This is a genomic window from Micromonospora sp. NPDC003816, assembly GCF_042874705.1.
GTDB lineage: Bacteria > Actinomycetota > Actinomycetes > Mycobacteriales > Micromonosporaceae > Micromonospora.
In genome coordinates, this window is the sequence record NZ_JBIANP010000001.1 from 606274 (window position 1) to 627018 (window position 20745).

Below are 20745 nucleotides of genomic sequence, written 5' to 3' on the forward strand. Positions count from 1 at the left end.
TCTATCAATCGTTCACATCGCGGTCAAGCGCGTAAATCACTGTGCCGTTGTTTTGTGTGGAAGTCGTCGTGCATCGCGCTCGGACGCCGGCCCGGCCCTCCCCTGACAAGGCGAAATGCGGACCGCCAGAATTTCACGGGCTATGTCGGGAAGATGGATATTTGCGTTAACGGCAGAAGAACCCGTTCGGCGGCACCTGTAACATTATTCCGGACAAAACGGCCATTCCTTGTGGGTGGCGGGCAGAAATATCCCCTCATAAAGCGCGAATCGGATGGTTATGTCAAGCTCCTTGACATCCCTTAAACGCAGCTTGTAACGTGCGGTGCGCTGGCTGATGTTCATGAGTCAAGAGCTCGGTTAACCGCTTTGCCCGACGGGGGTAAGAATTGACGGCGGAAGACAGGAATTCCTCTGCGCCGATGCGCTACGACGAATTGGCCGACTGGCTCCTCGCGGAAATCGGCCGCCTCGTAGGTCGTGATCCCGCCACCATCAGGCAGGACGACAAATTCTCCAGCTACGGGCTGGACTCGCTGCGGGCGACGCATCTCGTGAAGGCTCTGGCCGACCTGCTCGGCCGACCGGTGCCGGTGACGCTGCTGTTCGCCAGACCGACCGTCCGCAGCCTGACGACCGGCCTGCTGGAGGGCGTGCTCGACGGCGTCCGTGTCACCGGAATCGCGGCACCCGCCGCCGCGCCGACGACCATCAACGACCCGATCGCCGTCGTCGGCCTCTCCTGCCGGCTACCGGCCGGTGACGGACCCGCCCAGTTCTGGCGTGCCCTGCTCGACGGGTCGGACGCGGTGCGTCAGGTGCCGCCGGACCGATGGAACCCGGAGTCACCGGTCGGTGGGGGACCGGCCGACCCGGCGACGGCCGTCACCGCGCAGGCCGGGTTCCTCCCCGGCCGCATCGACGGCTTCGATCCACTGTTCTTCGGCATCTCGCCCCGCGAGGCCCAGGAGATGGACCCCCAGCAGCGACTCTTCCTGGAGGTCGCGTGGGAGTCGATGGAGGACGCCGGCCTGGCCGACGGGCGACTCGACGGTAGCCGTACGGGCGTCTTCGTCGGCGCCATCTGGCACGACTTCGCCGACCTGGCCCAGCGTGCCGCGTCCCGGCTGACCTCGCACTCGGCGACCGGACGTGCGCTCAACATGGTGGCCAACCGGCTGTCGTACGCCCTCGGGCTGCGCGGACCCAGCGTCGTGGTCGACAGCGCCTGCTCATCGTCGTTGCTCGCCGTGCACCTGGCCTGCCAGAGCATCTGGGCGGGAGAGTCCACGACGGCCATCGCCGGTGGGGTCAACCTGCTGCTCGACCCCACGTCCATGGTGGCGCTGACCCGCTTCGGCGGGCTGGCGCCCGACGGCCGGTGCAAGGCGTTCTCCGCCGACGCGGACGGCTTCGGCCGAGGGGAGGGCGCCGTCGCGCTGGTGCTCAGGCCCCTGCGCCTGGCGCTGGCCGACGGCGACGACATCTACTGCACGATCCGGGGCTCCGCGACCAACAACGACGGCCGCAGCAACGGCCTCACCGCACCGAACCCCGTCGCGCAGGAGGAGGTGCTGCGCGAGGCGTACCGGCGGGCGGGCGTCGACCCGGGCGAGGTGCACTACGTCGAGACGCACGGCACCGGCACGATGCTCGGCGACCCGATCGAGGCTGGCGCCCTCAGCGCGGTGCTCTGCGCCGACCGGCCACCGCAGCAGAGCCTGGTCATCGGCTCGGTCAAGACCAACATCGGGCACCTGGAAGGCGCGGCGGGCGTCGCCGGCCTGCTCAAGGCCGTCCTGGTGCTGCGGCACCGGGCGATCCCGCCGAACCTGCACTTCGACCGGCCCAACCCGCACATCGCCTTCGACGACCTGCGGCTGCGCGTACCCACCGAGGTGGAGCCGTGGCCGGCGCAGCAGCCGCCGCTGGCCGGCGTGAGCGCGTTCGGCTGGGGCGGCACCAACGTGCACCTCGTGCTGGAGGGCTGGACAGAACCCGCCCGGATGACGGTGCCGCCCGTCGAGAGAACCCGACCCGAGGGCACCCGTCCCCGGGTCGCTTTCGTCTGCTCCCCGTACGGTCAGCAGTGGACGGGCATGGGCCGCGACCTCTACCGGACGGAACCGGTCTTCCGTGCCGTGGTGCGGCGGTGCGACCACGAGTTCCACCGCCTGACCGGCATATCCCTGGTCGAGGAGATGTTCCGGGACCGGGGCCGCGAGGACGCCGAGGACGTGGGCGTCATGCAGCCACTGCTGTTCGCCGTCCAGGTCGGCCTGGCCGCCTGGCTGGAGGACAGGGGGATACGGCCGGACGCGGTCGTCGGACACAGTCTCGGCGAGGTGGCCGCCGCGGTCATCGCCGGCATCCTCGACCTCACCGCCGCGGTGCACCTCATCCACCACTACAGCGACCAGCAGCGGCGGGTGGCCGGCACCGGCGGCGGGATGGCACTGGTCGAACTCTCCGCCGCCGAGGTGACCGCCCTGCTCACCGAGCGCGGCCTCGCCGCCGTGGTCGCCGCCGAGAACGGACCCCGCTCCACCGCCCTCACCGGTGACCGGGAGACGCTGCGGACGCTCGTCGCGCAGTGGAAGGCCGACGGGGTGCTCTGCTCGTTGATCCGGGTCGACCTGGCCGCGCACGGGCCGGCGATCGACCTGGTCAGCGACGACCTGCGGACCGCGTTGGCCGGGCTCACCCCGCGCCCCGGACGCCTACCGATGATCTCGACGGTGACCGGCCGTCCGCTCGACTGGCGGCAGGCCGACGCCGACTACTTCGTCCGGAACCTGCGCCAGCCGGTGCTGCTCGCCGACGCCGTCCGGTTCCTCCTCGACGACGGCCACGACCTGTTCCTGGAGATCAGTGCCGCTCCGGTGCTGCTGCCCGCGCTGCGGCAGAGCGTCGAGAACGTCGACCGGCCCGCGCAGGCGCTGCCCACCCTGCGCCGCGACGACGACCACGGCCTGGCGGAAACGCTGGCCGAGTGCCGCGCCCTCGGCCTCGACGTCCGCCCGCCCGGCCACCACGAGGACACCGCGGAACTGGTGACCCTCTCCGCGCAGCACCCGCAGGCGCTGCGCGACCTGGCCCGGCAGGTCGCCGCCGCGATCGGCACCCCGGCGGAACACCCACCCTCCATGGCCGACCTGGCCGCCGCCGCGCTCCGCCGTTCCGGACAGTCGCACCGGCTCGCGGTGGTCGCCCACCAGGTGCCCGAACTCGCCGAGCACCTGGGCCGGTTCGCCGCCGGTGAACACGTCGTCGGCCTCGCCGTGAGCGACCGGGCGGTCGACGCGCCGCCGCGTACCGTGTTCGTCTTCCCCGGTCAGGGCTCCCAGTGGGTGGGTATGGGGCAGGGTCTGCTGGGCCGCGCGGAGGCGTTCGACGCCGCGATCCGCGCCTGCGACGCCGCCTGCCGCCCGCACCTGGGCCGGTCGGTCCGCGACCTGCTGCGCCAGCCGCCCGACGCCGCGAGTTTCGGCCCGATCGACGTGGTGCAGCCCCTGCTCTTCTCGGTGCAGGTCGCGCTCGCGGCACAGTGGCGTGCCTGGGGAGTGACCCCCGACGCCGTCGTCGGCCACAGCATGGGCGAGGTCGCCGCCGCACACGTCGCCGGCATCCTCAGCCTGGACGACGCCGCGCAGATCATCTGCCGACGCAGCCGGCTGATGCGCCGGCTCAGCGGCCAGGGCGCGATGCTCGCCGTGGAACTGACCGTCGACGAGGCCCGGGAGGCGATCAGCGGACACGAGGCGGTGGTGTCCATCGGGGTGAACAACAGCCCCCGCTCCACCGTGCTCTCCGGTGACGTGGCGGCCCTTACCGGGATCGCCGAGACGCTGGAACGCGCCGCCGTGTTCTGCCGGTGGGTCAACGTCGACGTCGCCTCGCACAGCCCGCAGATGGACGTGCTCCGCGACGACCTGCTGGCCGCGCTCGACGGGCTCACCCACCATGCCGCCCGCCTCCCGCTGTACTCCACGGTCACCGGCACGGTCGTGCACGGCACCGACCTCTCGCCCGACTACTGGGTCGACAACCTGCGCGAACCGGTGCTCTTCGGCGACCAGATCGCCCGACTGCTGGCCGACGGTGCCGGCGTGTTCGTGGAGGCCAGCCCACACCCCATCCTGCTGCCGGCGGTCGAACAGGTGGTCGCCGCCTCCGACGGCACCGTCACCGTCCTGCCCAGCATGCGTCGGCACGAACCGGAACGGGACACCCTGCTGTCCACCCTCGGCGCCCTGCACGTGGCCGGTGTCCCGGTCGCGCTCGACCGGGCACTCACCCCCGGCGACGCTCGGGTCACCCTGCCGCCCTACCCCTGGCAGCGGGAGCGGTACTGGCCGGAGGGCATGGCCGGCTTCGACGGCGGCGACACGCCCCCGCCCGTCGCCGCGCCGACCGGAGCCGCCACGGCCGTGCTCGCCGACCGCCTGGACTCACCGATCGTCCCCGGGCACCACTACTGGCAGATGCGGTACGACGCCGACACCGCCGCCATCGGGGACCACCGGATCGGCGGCCAGGTCGTCGTCCCCGGCGCGCTCTATGTGGACGTCGCCCTGCGCGCCGCCGCCGAGACCCTGCCCTGCGCCCCGCCGGTCCTGTCCGACCTGGTGTTCAGCCAGGCGCTGGCCATCCCCGACCGGGGCAGCCGCCGGGTGCAGGTCACCCTCGACGCCACCACCCGTCCGGCACAGCTCCAGGTCTTCGGCGTCAGCGACGACGGACCGACGCCGGTGATGCGTGTCCTGCTCACCGCCGCCACCGGGGACCCACCACCACCGGTGGACCCGGCCGCCGTGGCCGCCCGTACGCCCACCCTGGTCGAGGGGGCCGCCTTCTATGCCGACCTCGCCACCCGGGGACTGCGCTTCGGCCCCGCCTACCAGGGAATCCTGGAGATCCGCCACAACGATGTCGAGGCGCTGGCACGCATCGGGTCGCCCACCACGGCCGCGCTGCCGGACACCCGCGTGCATCCCGCCGTGCTGGACGCCGCCCTGCAGTCCGCACTCGCGCCGCTGCTGGCCACGGCGACGCCGGACACCGCGTACCTGAGCACCGGCGCCGAACGCGTGGTCGTGCACCGGGCCCCGGGCACCTCAGCGTGGGCGCACGCGGTGCACCGGCCGGTGTCCGACGAGCGGTACCCGGTCGCGGACGTACGCCTGTTCGGCTCCGACGGGGAACTGTTGGTCGATCTGCGCGGGCTCGGTCTGGTGCGGACCCGTGGCCTGCCCGTCGAGGCGTCCCCGGACGACACCACCCCGACGCAGCTTGCCACCGGGCCGACCCTGGCCGAGGTCACCGACCCGCAGCAGCGTCGCGCGCTGCTGGCCGCAGCGGTGCTGACCCACGTCGCCGAGGTCGTCCGCCTGCCGGAACACCGCCTCGACGAGGGTACGCCGCTGCGCAGCATGGGCGTCGACTCGGTGATGGCGCTGGAACTGCGGCACCGGCTGGAACGGCTCACCGGCCTGCGCCTGTCGGCGACGTTGATCTACAACCACCCGACCATCGACCAGATCACCCGCCATCTGGCCGACCGGCTCGGCCCACCGGAAGACGCCCGGCAACCGGCGGCGGCACGCCGACCCGAGCCCGCGCCGACGGCGGCACCGACGCCTGCGGACGAATCGCTGGACAGCCTCGAAGCGGAGCTGGCGGCGGAACTCGCCGAGCTCAACCGACGGATGGAGATGATCTGACATGGCCGACGGATCTCGTCCGGGAGACCCGGCCACACCAGGACCACAGGCCACGCTGACCGCGGCCCTCTCCGCCGTCCGGCAACTCCGGCAGAAGGTCGACGCGCTCGAACGCTCCGCCCGCGAACCACTCGCGATCGTCGGCATCGGGTGCCGGCTGCCCGGCGGCGTCACCTCGGCGGAGACGTTCTGGCAGGCGCTGATCGACGGTGTCGACGGCATCGTGGAGGTGCCGCGCGACCGGTGGCACACCGAGGACGCGCCGCCCGGGGACGTGTTCCGCCAGGGCGGATTCATCGACGGGGTGGCGGACTTCGACCCGTACTTCTTCGGCATCTCCCCGCGCGAGGCGGCCCGGATGGACCCCCAGCAGCGACTGTTCCTGGAGACCTCCTGGGAGGCGCTGGAGAACGCCGGCCTCACCCGCGACCAGCTCCGGGGCAGCGCCACCGGAGTGTTCGTCGGCGCCAACGCCACCGACTACCTCCAGTTGCAGCTCGCCGAACCGGCCGACGTCGACACGTACACGGTGGTCGGCGGCGTCGGCTGCATCATCGCCAACCGGCTGTCGTACCTGCTGGACCTGCGCGGACCGAGCCTGACCCTGGACACCGCCTGCTCGTCCTCGCTGGTCGCCGTGCACCTGGCCGGTCAGAGCCTGCGGACGCGGGAATGCGACACCGCCGTGGTCGGCGGCATGAACGTCATCCTCTCGCCGACCCTGACCGAGGCACACGCCCGAGGGCTGCCGTTGGCGCCGGACGGCCGGTGCAAGACCTTCGACGCCCGCGCCGACGGGTACGGCCGGGGCGAAGGCGTCGCCGTGGTGGTGCTCAAGCGCCTCTCCGACGCGGTCGCCGCCGGGGACCGGATCTGGGCGGTGATCGCCGGCTCGGCGGTCAACCAGGACGGCCTCACCAACGGCCTCACCGCGCCCAGCGGACACGCCCAGCGCGCGGTCATCACCACGGCACTGCGCAACGCCCAGGTCAACGCCGGGCAGGTCACCCTCCTGGAGGCACACGGCACCGGCACCGAACTCGGCGACCCGATCGAGGTCGAGGCGCTCGGGGAGGTCTACGGCGCGGCCACCGACGCGACGGACCGGTGTGCGCTCGGCTCCGCCAAGACCAACCTCGGTCACCTGGAGGCCGGCGCGGGCATCGTCGGCATGATCAAGGTGGCGCTCAGCATCCGGCACCGCGCGATCCCGCCGCTGCTGCACCTGGAGAGACTCAACCCCCATCTCGACCTCGACGACACGCGGCTGTTCATTCCGCGCACCGCGCAGAGCTGGGAGGTGCCCACCGACCGCCGCTACGGCGCGGTCAGCTCGTTCGGGGCCGGCGGCACCAACGCCCACGTGGTGCTCGGGCCGGCGCCCGAGCCGCGTACCCCGGTCGTCGTCGACGAGTCCGACGGCGAGCCCGTCGTGCTGTCCCTCACCGCGGCGGCACCCGAGGCGTTGACCGCGATGGCGCGGGCCTACGTCACACATCTACGCAGCCCCGAGGCGCTGGCCCGACCTCTGGCCGAGATCGCGTACGCCACCGTGGTCCGCCGGACCCAGCACGACCACCGACTCACCGTGGTCGCCGCCACCCACGAGGAGGCGGCCCGACGGCTCACCGAGTGGCTCGACACCGGCGAGGCGTCCGGCGTCAGTCGTGGCCGGGCCCGCAACCGGGCCGGACGCAAGGTCGTCTTCGTGGTGCCGGGCCAGGGTGGACAGCGCGCCGGCATGGGCGCGGAGCTGATGCGCCACTGCCCGCACTTCCGCGCCGCCGTGACCGAGTGCGACGAGGCGTTCCGTCGGGTGCTCGGCCGCAGCATCCTCGACGCGGTGCACGGCCTGCCCGAGGGCACCGAACTGACCGGTATCGACGTCATCCAACCGGCCCTGTTCGCGATGGCGGTCGGTCTGGCCGCCCGCTACCGCGCCGCCGGTGTCGAACCGGACGCCGTGGTCGGGCACAGCATGGGCGAGATCGCCGCGGCGTATCTGGCCGGGGCGTTGAGTCTGGACGACGCCGCGCGCATCGTCTGCCGGCGCAGCGCGTTGTTGCTGCGGATCGCCGGGCAGGGCGAGATGCTGCTGGCGGCACTGCCCACGGCCGCCGCCGAGGAGCTGGTGACCGGGCACGAGCACCTGGTGTCGGTGGCGGTCTGCAACAGCCCGACCTCGACGGTGCTCTCCGGTGACCCGGTGACCCTGGCCCGCATCGCCGACCGGCTGCGGGCCGACAACGTCTTCAGCCGGCCGGTACGCGTCGACGTCGCCTCGCACAGCCCGCAGGTCGACGCCCTCACCGACGACCTGCTCACCGAGTTGGCCGGGATCCGTCCCCGCGCCGGCACGGTGCCCGTCTTCTCCACCGTGACCCGCCAGTGGTGCGACGGCTCCGGCTTCGACCCGGACTACTGGGTGCGCAACCTGCGGGCGCCGGTGATGTTCTGGCCGGCGGTCCAGGCACTGGTCGCCGAGGACCATGGTGTCTTCGTCGAGCTCAGCCCGCACCCGATCCTCACCGGCGCGGTGGAGGAGGGCTTCGACCGCGCGGACCGCGACGGCCTGGCACTGGCGTCGCTGCGACGCGACGAACCGGAGACGTACGGGCTGGCCACCGTGCTCGGTGCCCTGCACGCCAACGGACTGTCCGACGCCCTGCGCCGCCGGGCCCCCCACCCGGTGCCGATGGTGCCGCTACCCGGATACACCTGGCAGCACGAGCGGCTCTGGTTCGACCAGACCGACCGTCCGCGTACGCGGCCCCGGCCGACGGCCACCGCATCCGAGCCGACCACACCGGAGCCGCGCACACCGGAGGTGACCGATACCTCGCCGGACCCGACGACCGGGCCGACCGCCCGAACCGCCGACGATCTCCGTCGGCTCGTCCTCGACGTGGTCTGCGACATCCTGCGGATGGACGCCTCGCGGATCGAGCCGCACGACGGCTTCGTGCAGCTCGGCATGGACTCCATGCTCGCCGCCCGGATCCGTGCCCGGCTCGGCGCCGCACTGGACCGCCGGCTCCCCGCCACCGTCATGTTCGAACACCCGACCGTGGCGGCACTCACCGCGCATCTGACCGCCCTGGTCGCCGGGGCCGGCGACGACGCGCCACCGGACCTCGACGTAGCGCCGCCGGTGGCACCGCACCGGGTGGTGGAACACGTCGAGGAACTGTCCGAGGAGGAACTGCTCGACATGTTGGCCGAGGAACTGAACGCGTCCACCGGCACCGGGGAGATCCGATGACCGGCCCCAAGGACCGCCAGGCGATCCTGGTGGAGAGCCTGCGCGAGATCCGCCGTCTGCGCGACGAACTCGACGCGACCCGCGCGGCGGCGACCGAACCCGTCGCCATCGTCGGGATGGCCTGCCGGATGCCCGGCGGCGTCCGCACCCCCGACCAGTTCTGGCACCTGCTCGACCGGGGCGAGGACGCGATCACGGAGGTTCCCGCCTCCCGGTGGGACGTGGACCGCTACTACGACCCGTCACCGGAGACGCCCGGCACGATGTACACCCGGCGGGGCGGCTTCCTCGACGACATCGACCAGTTCGACGCCGCCTTCTTCGGCATCTCCCAACGCGAGGCGGCCTGGCTCGACCCGCAGCAACGGCTGCTGCTCGAAGTCGGCTGGGAGGCCGTCGAGGACTCCGGTCAGGCACCCGACGGGTTGGCCGGCTCGGCCACCGGCGTCTGGTTCGGGGTCACCACGTACGACTACTGCCAACGCCAGATGCGCGAGGTCGACGCGGCGACGCTGGAGGCGTACGCGCTGACGAGCAACGCCTCGACCTTCGCCGCCGGCCGACTGTCGTACTGGCTCGGGCTGACCGGGCCGAGCCTCTCCGTCGACACCGCCTGTTCGTCGTCCCTGGTGGCCGTCCACCTCGCCTGCCAGAGCCTACGGTCGGGGGAGACCTCGATGGCGTTGGCCGGCGGCGTCAACGTGCTGCTCGCGCCCGAGTGGTCGGTCGTCGCCTCGCGGGCCCGGATGCTGGCCCCCGACGGTCGGTGCAAGACCTTCGACGCCGCAGCCGACGGCTACGTCCGCAGCGAGGGCTGCGGGGTGGTGGTGCTCAAGCGACTCTCCGACGCGCTCGCCCAGGGCGACCGGGTCCTGGCCGTCATCAGGGGCTCGGCGGTCAACCAGGACGGCCGCAGCGGCGGCATCACCGTACCCAACGGCAGCGCCCAGCAGGAGGTGATCCGCGCAGCGTTGCGGGCCGCCTCGGTACGCCCGGAGGAGGTCGGCTACCTGGAGGCGCACGGCACCGGCACACCGCTGGGCGACCCGATCGAGTTACGTGCCGCCGACGCGGTCCTCGGCCGGCGGGACCCGGCCGAGCCCCTGCTGGTGGGTTCCGTGAAGACCAACATCGGTCACCTCGAACCGGCCGCCGGCATCGCCGGTCTGATCAAGGTCGTGCTCAGCCTGCGCCACCAACGGATCCCGGCGCACCTGCACCTGCATACGGTCAACCCCGACATCGGGCTCGACGAGATGGCGCTGGAGATCCCCACCACCGCCCGGGACTGGCGCAGCGGCGACCGCCCCCGCATCGCCGGGCTCAGTTCCTTCGGTGCCAGCGGCACCAACGCCCACCTGATCGTCGCCGAGGGACCACCGGAACCGGTGGCCGCGCCCGACGAGTCCCCCCGGACCGCCCACCTTCTCCCGCTCTCCGCCCGTTCCCCGCAGGCCCTCGACGAACTCGCCGGCCGCTACGAGGCACTGCTGGCCGAGCCGGCCGGTGCCGGAGCGGTGGCGGACGTCTGTCACTCGGCGGCCACCGGCCGCGCCCACCTGCCGTACCGGCTGACCGCCGTCGGCACCGACGCCGCCCACCTGCGTGACCAGCTCCGGGCGGCGCGGGCCGGGAGGACCGCGCCCGGACTGCGCCGCGACCACGCCCGGCCGCACGCCACACCCGGCGTGGTGTTCCTGCTCACCGGCCAGGGCGCCCAGTACCCGGGCATGGCCGACCTGCTGTACCGGACCGAACCGGTGTTCCGGCAGGTCATCGACGAGTGCGCGGAACTGCTTCGACCGCTGCTGGACACGCCGCTGCAGACGCTGCTCGCCGCCGCCGGACCCACACCCGTCGCGCCGGACGCCGTGCCGCTGCACGACACCCGCAACACCCAACCGGCGCTGTTCGCGGTGGAATACGCCCTGGCCGCCCTCTGGCGCTCCTGGGGGATCGTGCCGGCGGCGCTGCTCGGGCACAGCGTCGGCGAACTGGTCGCGGCGTGCCTCGCCGGAGTCTTCGACCTGGCCGACGGACTCCGACTGGCCACCCGACGCGGCCAGCTGATGCACACCACCGCCGCCGGGGCGATGGCGAACGTGTCGGCTCCGCCGGCCCGGCTCGAACCGGCACTCGCGCCGTACGCCGGGCGGCTGTCGGTCGCCGCGGTCAACGGCCCCGCCGACGTGGTCGTCTCCGGCGAGCCGGCGGCGCTGGCGACCCTGCTCGACACGCTGGAGTCGCAGGGGATCCGCAGCAAGCGGCTGACCACCACACGTGGCTTCCACTCGCCGCTGATGGACCCGGTGCTCGCCGAGTTCGAGCGCGAGGCGGGCACGCTGACGTACCACCCGCCACGGATCCCGGTGCTCTCCAACGTCACCGGCACCTACCACGGCGCCGACGGGTTCTCGGCCCGCTACCTGCGCGAGCACGTACGCGGCACGGTGCGCTTCGCCGATGCCGCCCGGACCCTGCTCGACGACGGCCACACGGTCTTCCTGGAGGTCGGCCCCGCGCCCGTGCTCGCCGCGATGGTGCGGCGGATCGACGACGCCCCCGTCGGCGACCGGCCCCGGCTGTTCCTGCCGTCGCTGCGCAAGGGCCACGACGACTGCCGGACCATCCTGGACAGCCTCGGCGCGCTGCACAGCCGGGGCGTCGCGGTGGACTGGACCACGCTCGGCCGGGGACGCCGCCGGGTACCGGTGCCGACCAGCGTCTTCCGCCGGGAACGGCACTGGTATCCCGCAGCGGAACCGGGACGCACCGTCCCGACCGACCGGGCCGGGGAGACGACGGCGGCCGTCCCGGACACCGCATCACGGTCGCTGCTGGGACGCCGGGTGCCGTCCCCGCTGGACGTCGTCCAGTTCGAGTCCCGGCTCGACGCCGCACGCCACCCCTGCCTCGGCGACTGCGTGATGGACGGCCTGCCGGTGGTGAACATCGGCGTCTACCTGGAAGCCGCCCTGGCCGCCGTCCGGCACCTGCGCGGACCGGGCCCGATCGAGGTGACCGACTGCACGGTGACCCAGAGCCTGGTCCTCGAACACGGACGTGCCGTCGACGCCCACCTGCTGGTCGAGCCGGACGCCACCGGGCACCTCGGGTACCGGTACTACGCCGCCCACCCGGACTCCGACGCGGACCCGACCTGGGTGCTGCACAGCCGGGGCCACGCCGGCCTGCTGCCGCCGTCGGCACCAGAGTCCCCGGTCGACCTCGCCGCACTCCGGGCCGACCTGGCCGGGGAGCTGACCGGAGCCGAGTTCTATCGGCGGATGTGGCACCGCAAGCTCTATCTGGGCCCGTCCGCCCAGTGGGTGGACCACGTCTGGCAACGTGACGGCGAGGCGGTGGCCCGGATGCGTGCCGGGCATCCCGGCGAGACCGACGACTATCTGCTGCACCCGGGTCTCACCGACGCCATGTTCCAGGCCCTGTTCGCCTGCCTCCCCGCCGATCGGCAGGCCGACGCCGCCTACCTGCTCGTCGGCATCGAACGGTTCCGCTTCCACGGCATGCCCGCGTACGGCGGCGAGTCGTACTGCCACGTACGGCTGCTGCCCACGGCGGGCCCGGCGACGCTGCACGCAGAGGTGCGTCTCTACGACGACGCGGGGCGGGCGGTCGTCTCCGCCGACGGTGTCCTGCTCAAGCGCGCCGGCCGGGAGAACCTCAGGCGCACCGACGCCCCCGCACCCCGAGCCGTCGTGACCGCCGCACCGACGGTGGCCGCGTCACCGCCGCCGACCGCCGTGCCCACCGGCGCGCTGGACCGGTCGACCGTCGAGAAGCTGGTCGCCGACGCCGTCGCCCGTGCCCTGGGCGCTGCCGACGGTGACGGGCTCGACCGGCACGAGCCGGTGCAGAACCTCGGCCTGGACTCGCTCATGGCGCTGGAGGTGAAGGAGGGGCTCTCCGCCGCCTTGGGGGTCTCGCTGCCGATGGTGGCGTTCCTGGACGGCAGCAGCATCGTCAGCCTCGCCGAGACGGCGCACACCCGCCTCGGCGGTGCCGCGTCGACGGACCGGCCCGCGCCGGCCGGACGGCCGGAGAGCACCACCGTACGACCGGCCCCGGCCGACCGGTACGCACCGTTCCCGCTCACCGACCTGCAACAGGCGTACCTGGTCGGTCGCTCCGACGCGTTCGAACTCGGCAACACCTCCACGTACTTCTTCCTGGAGGTCGACATCGAGCAGCTCGACGTCGACCGCCTCGGCGCGGCACTGCGCCGGATGGTGGACCGCCACGACATGCTGCGGGCGGTGGTCAGCCCCGAGGGCCACCAGCGGGTCCTGCCGCAGGTGCCGCCGTACCGCATCCGGGTGGTCGACCTGCGCGCCGAGAGCGACCGGCGACGCGACGAGCGGCTCGACGAGATCCGTGCCGAGATGACCACCCAGGTCTTCGACACCACGGTCTGGCCGTTGTTCGACGTCCGGGCGACCCGGGTCGACGCGCACCGCACCCGGCTGCACTTCGGCTTCGACGCGCTCATCATCGACGCCTGGAGCACGTCGATGCTCTTCCGCGAACTGGCCGCCGCCTACCGGGGCGACGACGCGTCGCTCCCGCCGCTGGAGCTGACGTTCCGCGACTACGTGCTGGCCCGCGAGCAGGAGATCGGCGGGCCCCGGCACACCGAGGCCCGGGAGTACTGGATGCGGCGGCTGGAACACCTGCCCCCGGCACCGGAGCTGCCGCTGGCCACGAGCCCGGCCCAGGTGGACCGGCCGGTCTTCACGCACCGGTCGGCACGCCTGGACACGGCCGACTGGACGCGCTTCAAGCAGTTCGCCACCGCCCGGGGCGTCACCGCCTCGGCGGCCCTGTGCACCGCGTACGCGCAGGTGCTGGCCGCCTGGAGCAAGTCCAGCCGGTTCACCCTCAACGTGCTCTTCTTCAACCGGGCACCGGTGCACCCGGACGTCAGCCGGATGCTCGGCAACTTCAGCACCACGTCGCTGCTGGAGGTCGACAGCACCCGCACCGACGACTTCGGCACCCGCGCCGTCCGCGTGCAACGGCAGCTCTGGAGCGACCTGGAACACAGCCAGTTCAGCGGCGTGCAGGTGCTGCGCGAACTGAACGCGGCCGGTGGCGGCTCGGCCCGGGCGACCATGCCCGTGGTCTTCGCCAGCACGGTGAACTTCGCCGCCAAGGACGACGGCGCGGCGGCCACCGGGCTGGCCCAGCACCTGCTCGACCTCGGCTCCGGTGGCCGCGAGGTGGCCAGTTCCATCCGGACGCCCCAGGTGTGGCTGGACCACCAGGTCGTCGAGGACGCCGGTGCGCTGGTCGTCAACTGGGACGTGATCGAGGAACTGTTCCCGGCCGGGATGATCGACGCGATGTTCGACGCGTACGTCGGGACGTTGCGCGACCTGTGCCGTGACGAGTCGACCTGGCGTCGCCCGGCCCCCGTGCTGACCCCGGAGACGGACCTGGCGGTCCGGCGCGCGGTGAACGCCACCACCGGCCCGGTGCCGACGGGGCTGCTGCACGCCCCGTTCCTCCAGGCGGCGGCCCGGTACCCGGACCGGCCGGCGGTGATCACCACGGACCGTCGCCTGACCTACCGGGAACTCGACCGCCGCTCCGACCGGGTGGCGCAGTGGCTGGCCGACAACGCCGCCGGCCCCGGCACCCTGGTCGGCGTCGTGATGGAGAAGGGCTGGGAGCAGATCGTCGCCGTGATCGGCGTCCTCAAGGCGGGCGCCACCTACGTGCCGGTCGACGCCCACGTCCCGCCGGAGCGGCTCCGCCTGCTGCTGGACAGCGCGGCGATCTCGCTGGTGCTCACCCAGTCCTGGGTCGAGGAGCGGACCCGGTGGCCGGAGGGCGTGGTCCGCACCACCGTGGACACCCTGCCCGCCGGCCGGACCCGCCGGTCCGCCCGTGCCCGCCAGGCCAGCCCCGACAGCCTCGCGTACGTCATCTTCACCTCCGGGTCGACGGGCCTGCCCAAGGGCGTCATGATCACCCACACCAGCGCGCGGAACACGATCGACGACGTCAACGAGCGCTTCGGGGTGACCGCCGAGGACCGGGTGCTGGCGCTCTCCGCCCTCAACTTCGACCTCTCCGTCTATGACGTGTTCGGACTCCTGGGTGTCGGTGGCGCCGTCGTCCTGCCCCCGCCGGAGGCGCAACGGGAACCGGAACGGTGGTGTGAACTGGTCACCACGCACCGGGTGACGATCTGGAACAGCGTGCCCGCCCTGGCGGAGATGTTCGCCGAACACGTCCTGACCCGCACCGAGGACCGCCCGATCCCGCTGCGGGTGGTGATGATGAGCGGGGACTGGATCCCGGTGACCCTGCCGGACCGGCTCCGTCAGGTCGCGCCGCAGGCCGACCTCTGGAGCCTGGGCGGGGCGACCGAGGCGGCGATCTGGTCCATCCTGTACCCGATCGACGCGGTCGACCCGCGCTGGGCGAGCGTTCCCTACGGCCTGCCCATGCGCAACCAGCAGTTCCACGTGCTCAACGACGCGCTGCAACCCTGCCCGGTCTGGGTCACCGGGGACCTGTACATCGGCGGTGTCGGCCTGGCGCAGGGCTACCTCAACGACGACGAACGCACCCGGGCCGCCTTCGTCCGCCACCCCCTCACCGGCGAGCGCCTCTATCGCACGGGAGACCTGGGTCGTTATCTGCCGGACGGCCTGATCGAGTTCCTCGGCCGGGAGGACTTCCAGGTCAAGGTGCAGGGCTACCGCATCGAACTGGGGGAGATCGAGGCCGCGCTGTCGCAGTGCGAGGGGGTACGCTCCGCCGCCGTCGTCGCGCACGGTGCCAGGCAGGGCGCCAAGCGCCTGCACGGCTACGTGGTGCTCGATCCGGACCACGCCGACCCGGACCACGCCGAGCCGGGCGAGATCGCGGTCAAGGCGATCGACCAGGCGCTGCGGCGGATGCTGCCGGAGTACATGGTGCCGCAGCACCTGACGGTCCTGGACGAGTTGCCGATGAGTGCCAACGGCAAGATCGACCGGTCGGCGTTGCCGGAGCCGGACAGCGGCGACGCCGAGGGTGAGTCGGCCCTGCCCCGCGACGAGGTGGAGCGGCAACTCGCCGACCTCTGGGCCGAGTTCTTCGCGCGGGACCGGGTGGGCGTCACCGAGAACTTCTTCACCCTGGGCGGCAACTCGCTGCTCGCGGTACGCCTGATGGCGCGGATCCGGGCGCGTACCGGTCGAGTGCTGCCGCTTGCGGAACTCTTCGCCCGGCCGACGATCCGGCACCTGGCCGACCTGGTCCGGGACACCTCCGCACCGGACCGTCGGGCGGCCCTGGTGCCGATCCGGACCGGCGGGGACGCGGTCCCGGTGTTCTTCGTCCACCCGGTCGGCGGCGACGTGCTCTGCTACTCCGGACTCGCCGACCGGTTGGGACCGGGGCAGCCGTTCTACGGGTTGCAGGTGCCCGACGTGGACCCGGCCCCGCAGAGCCTGGCGGAGCTCGCCGCGCACTACGTGGACGTGGTGCGGCGGGAGTTCCCCGCCGGACCATACCGTCTCGGCGGCTGGTCGATGGGCGGCATGATCGCGCTGGAGATGGCCCGCCAGATCACCGCCACCGGGGCGGAGGTCGAGGTGGTGCTCGCCGTGGACATCATGGAGCCGCCCCGGCGACGCGAGGACGCCGTCGACGAGACGGTGCTGCTGTCCTGGCTGGCCCGCGACCTGGCCGGGCTGACCGGCCGGGTGTGGCGACCCGACCCGGCCACCTTCACCCCCGAGGCGGACAACTCGGCGCTGGACCTGTTGTACGCCGAGGCGCGCCGCCGCGAGGTCCTGCCGGCCGAGGTGGACCTGGACACGCTCACCGCCATCGCGGACCGCTTCTCCCGCAACTTCCGGGCCCTGCTCGACCACCAGCCGCAGCCCTACTCCGGTCGGGTCTGCTTCCTGCGCGCCCGCGACGGCGGCGCCGACGTGGAGACCACACAGGCGTGGATGGACCTGGTCACCGATGGGGTCCGTCTCGACGTGCCGGGCGACCACTACACCGTGATGCAGCAGCCCCACCTCGCCGTGCTGGCCGACGAGATCGGCAAGCTCCTGCCCCCGCCCGCAGCGGATCCGCAGGTTTCCCCACTGATTGAAGGGTGAGTTCGATGTCCCTCACGTTCGGCGCGTTCATCCCGCCGTTCCACTCCCTCGGCGAGGATCCGACCACCGCGATCTGGCGCGACCTGGACCTCATCGAATGGCTGGACACCCTCGGCATCGACGAGGCGTGGGTCGGCGAGCACCATTCCGGCGGCTGGTCGACGATCAGTTCCCCGGAGGTGTTCCTGGCCGCCGCCGCCGAGCGGACCCGGCGTATCAGACTGGGTACCGGCGTGATCAGCCTGCCGTACCATCACCCGCTCACCGCCGCGAACCGCGTGGTGCAGCTCGACCACCAGAGCCGGGGCCGGGCCATGTTCGGCGTCGGCGCGGGCGTCTCGCCGGCCGACGCGCACATGATGGGCATCGCCGCCTCCGACCAGCGGCGGATGATGGCCGAGTCGCTCGACGCCGTCGTCCACCTGCTGACCGACCCCACCCCGCTGACCCGCAAGACCGACTGGTTCGAGCTGCGCGACGCCCGGCTGCACCTGAAGCCGTACACCCGGCCGTCCCTGGACGTGGCCGTGGCCAGCGCCGGTTCGGAGCGCGGCATGCGACTGGCCGGACGCTACGGGTTGTCCGCGCTGACCTTCGCCGGTCGTCCCGGCATGGTGGAGCCGCCGTTGGCGCAGTTGTGGGCGGCGGCCGAGGACGAGGCCGCCGCGCACGGCAGGACGATGGACCGGGCCTCGTGGCGCGTCGCCATCTGCGTGCACATCGCCGACACCCGGCAGGAGGCGATGGACCAGGTCCGCGCCGGGATGGGCCGCTGGTTCCGGGAGTACGTCCAGGACACCGTCGGCGCCGAGGCGAAGCTGCCGGAGGGACGCGAACCCGAGGTGGCGATGGAGACCCGCACCGCCATCATCGGATCGGTGGAGGACGCCGTCGAGGCGATCGCCCGCATGCAGGCCGACAGCGGCGGTTTCGGCACCCTGCTCGTCAACACCCAGGACTGGGCCACCCGGGAACAGACCAAGCACAGCTACGAGCTGTTGGCCCGGTACGTGGCGCCGCACTTCACCGGCGCGCTGGAGAGCCGCCGGGCCTCGCAGCGATGGGTGTCGGAGAACCGCGGTGACTTCTCGGCACAGGCCCGGGAGGCCGCCCGCCGGGCGTCGTCGCCCCGTTGACCGTCCGCGCCGTGCTCCGGGCATCCGGGCACGGTCAGGCACGAGGGAGGAACGGCCGTGGGAACACCCGTCGGTGCGGTACGACCAGTCCTGGACAGCGTGGCGTTCCGCGACGCGATGTCGCTTCTCGCGGCACCGCTGACCGTGGTCACCACCCGAGACCGCGAGGGGCGACGCTGGGGTTTCACCGCCAGTTCGGTGGTCTCCGCCTCGCTGGCACCGCCCCTGCTCGTCGTCGGCATCGGGCACGAGTCGAGCTGCTTCACGGCCATGGTGGACGCCGGCGAGTTCGCGGTGAACCTGCTCGGCGAGGAGCAGCAGGGGACCGCCCGCCGGTTCGCGGCCCGGGGTGCCGACCGTTTCGCCGGATCGGACTGCCGGGACCTGGCCGGCAGCACGGTGCCGTACCTGGGCGACGCCCACGCGGTGTTCCGCTGCACGCTTGCCGACCGCCTCACCGTCGGCGACCACGACCTGTTGGTGGGCCACCTGACCGAGGTCCACGTCTCGGGCGAGGCGCGGCCGCTGTTGTGGTACCGCCGTGGCTTCCACGTCCCCGTGCCCGGGCAGCCCGCGGGGGGCTGAGCCCGGCCCACTGTTTCCCCGGTCAGTCGACGGACCGGGGGACATGAGCACCGACGGTCGCGCCGGTCACCCGCCGACGGGCCGCCGACCGTCCCCATCCCCGACGGTCCGGTGCCAGGAGTACGCGCCGGGTCGCGTCCACACCAAGGACGTGACCCGGCGCTTTCGTCGTGTGTGTCCCCGAGGTGACCCGTCGTCGGGCCCGACGCAGCGGGTCCACGGCCGTGAACGGCCGTGGACCCGGGTGCGCGCGGGGGAGTGGTCAGCCCACCGGCTTGGCCGCCACGCTCTGCGGCTGCTCCGTCGAGGTGGCCGGTGGCGCCGGGGGCGCGGGCGGCATGGGCGGCGGGGGCAGCTGCTTCGGCAGCCACCGCAGCGAGATCACCGCCGCGCCGAGCACGACGACGATGGCCACGATCATGGCGGCGCGCATACCGGTGAGGTACGCCTCCATACCGGCGTCGACCAGGGTGGCCCGTCCGTCGGTCAGGCCGGCGGACGCGATCGCCCGCAGGGTGCCGCCGATCGAGTCACCGGCCTCGTCGCGCAGCCCGGCGGGGAGCACGTCGACCGCGTCGCCGAGGGAGCTGCGGTAGACGCTGCCCAGCACGCTGCCGATCACGGCGACGCCGAGCGCACCCGCCACCTGGCGGGCGGTCTGCGTGACCGCCTGCCCGGCACCGGCCTTCGGCAGCGGTACCACGGACATCAGGGAGCCGGTGGCGGGCGCCATGATGCAGCCCCAGCCGATGCCGAACAGCAGTTGCGCGACGATGAGCAGCCACACCCCGGTCTGCCGGTCCATCAGGGTGGTCAGCACGAAGGAGAGCGCCATGACGACGGCACCGGCCGCCACCACCGTGCGCGGCCCGAACCGGGCCGCCAGCTTGGGCGACCGCGCGGAGGTGAGCACGGTGCCCACGCCCATCGGCAGCATCAGCAGGCCGGCCTGCATGGGGGAGTAGCCGCGCACCGCCTGGTAGTAGAACTGGATCACGAAGATCGCGCCGATCAGGGCGAAGAAGCACAGGGCGATGGCGGCCGTGCCGGCGGAGAAGCGGCTGCTGCGCAGCAGCGTCACGTCGAGCGACGGGCTCGCCATCCGGCTCTCCACGAGGACCAGGACGGCGATCAGCACCAGCCCGGCGACGATCGATCCCAGCACCGGCAGCGAGAGCCATGCGTTGTCCTCGCCGCCGACCACGATGCCGTAGACCAGCAGGCCGATCGCCACGATCGACAGCAGGACGCCGAGCGGGTCGAAACGCGACTTCATCGGGCTGCGGCTCTCCGGCACCCAGAGGGCGATCAGCACGACGCTGATCAGCACCAACGGGGCGTTGATGAGGAAGATCGAGCCCCACCAGAAGCTCTCCAGCAGCAGGCCGCCCAGGATCGGGCCGACGGCGAAGGCCACCCCGGCGGCGGCGGCCCAGGTGGCGATGGCCTTCGGGCGCTCCGGCGGGGGGAAGGTGGCCATGATGACGGCCAGCGTGACGGTGGGGATGACGGCCGCGCCGACGCCCATCACGGCCCGCCAGAGGATGAGTGACTCGACGTCGGCGGCGTACGCGGCCAGTGTCGAGGCGATACCGAAGATCAGCAGCCCGGCCACGAGGACCTTCTTGCGACCGAACCGGTCCGCGCAGACCCCGCCGGTGAAGATGAAGGCGGCGAACGTGATCAGGTAGGTGTCCAGCGACCACTGGAGTTCGGCGTTGCTGGCGCCGAGGCTGAGCTGGATCGGGTTCAGCGCGACGTTGATGATGGTGATGTCCATGACGACGATCAGTACGATGACCGCCATCAGCGTCGAGATCGCCCGGCGCCGGGCCGGGGTCAGCGGGGGTAACGCGGGAGCTTGGGGTTGCATTGCCGTCCTTTGCAGACTGGCATCACCACGCCAAACC

The 20745-nt window shown here is 72.6% G+C and carries 6 protein-coding genes; 5 read left to right on the forward strand and 1 reads right to left on the reverse strand.

Annotation, left to right across the window (positions count from 1 at the left end; genetic code table 11):
• The first annotated feature begins 422 nt into the window (after positions 1–422).
• The 5 genes from ACFYTT_RS02700 to ACFYTT_RS02720 are packed head-to-tail and all read left to right on the forward strand — an operon-like array spanning position 423 to position 18835.
• Positions 423–5723, forward strand: a complete 5301-nt coding sequence (locus ACFYTT_RS02700; RefSeq protein ID WP_387257327.1) for an acyltransferase domain-containing protein — start codon at positions 423–425, stop codon at positions 5721–5723.
• A gap of 1 nt (position 5724) precedes the next feature.
• A complete protein-coding gene (locus ACFYTT_RS02705; protein ID WP_387257328.1) occupies positions 5725–8985 on the forward strand; it encodes a type I polyketide synthase in 3261 nt (1086 codons plus the stop codon).
• On the forward strand, positions 8982–17114 hold the full coding sequence (locus ACFYTT_RS02710) for an amino acid adenylation domain-containing protein (RefSeq protein WP_387257329.1): 8133 nt from the start codon (positions 8982–8984) through the stop codon (positions 17112–17114). Before ACFYTT_RS02705 ends, ACFYTT_RS02710 begins: the two co-directional genes overlap by 4 nt.
• 5 nt (positions 17115–17119) lie before the next feature.
• Complete coding sequence (locus ACFYTT_RS02715) at positions 17120–18250, forward strand: LLM class flavin-dependent oxidoreductase (protein ID WP_357215224.1); 1131 nt, start codon at positions 17120–17122, stop codon at positions 18248–18250.
• A 57-nt stretch (positions 18251–18307) separates the two neighbouring features.
• Entirely contained in the window at positions 18308–18835 is a 528-nt protein-coding gene (locus tag ACFYTT_RS02720; protein ID WP_236145639.1) for a flavin reductase family protein, read from the forward strand.
• Positions 18836–19097: 262 nt separating this feature from the next.
• Here the strand turns inward: ACFYTT_RS02720 and ACFYTT_RS02725 are convergent, their stop codons facing one another.
• Complete coding sequence (locus tag ACFYTT_RS02725; RefSeq protein WP_131052238.1) at positions 19098–20708, reverse strand: MFS transporter; 1611 nt, start codon at positions 20706–20708, stop codon at positions 19098–19100.
• Between the last annotated feature and the right edge of the window lie 37 nt (positions 20709–20745).

Excerpts from the sequence above, each read along its gene's own strand:
- ACFYTT_RS02715 (WP_357215224.1), top strand. The coding sequence starts at position 17,120 with ATGTCCCTCACGTTCGGCGCGTTCATCCCGCCGTTCCACTCCCTCGGC.
- ACFYTT_RS02710 (WP_387257329.1), top strand. The coding sequence starts at position 8,982 with ATGACCGGCCCCAAGGACCGCCAGGCGATCCTGGTGGAGAGCCTGCGC.
- ACFYTT_RS02700 (WP_387257327.1), top strand. The coding sequence starts at position 423 with ATGCGCTACGACGAATTGGCCGACTGGCTCCTCGCGGAAATCGGCCGC.
- ACFYTT_RS02725 (WP_131052238.1), bottom strand. The coding sequence starts at position 20,708 with ATGCAACCCCAAGCTCCCGCGTTACCCCCGCTGACCCCGGCCCGGCGC.
- ACFYTT_RS02705 (WP_387257328.1), top strand. The coding sequence starts at position 5,725 with ATGGCCGACGGATCTCGTCCGGGAGACCCGGCCACACCAGGACCACAG.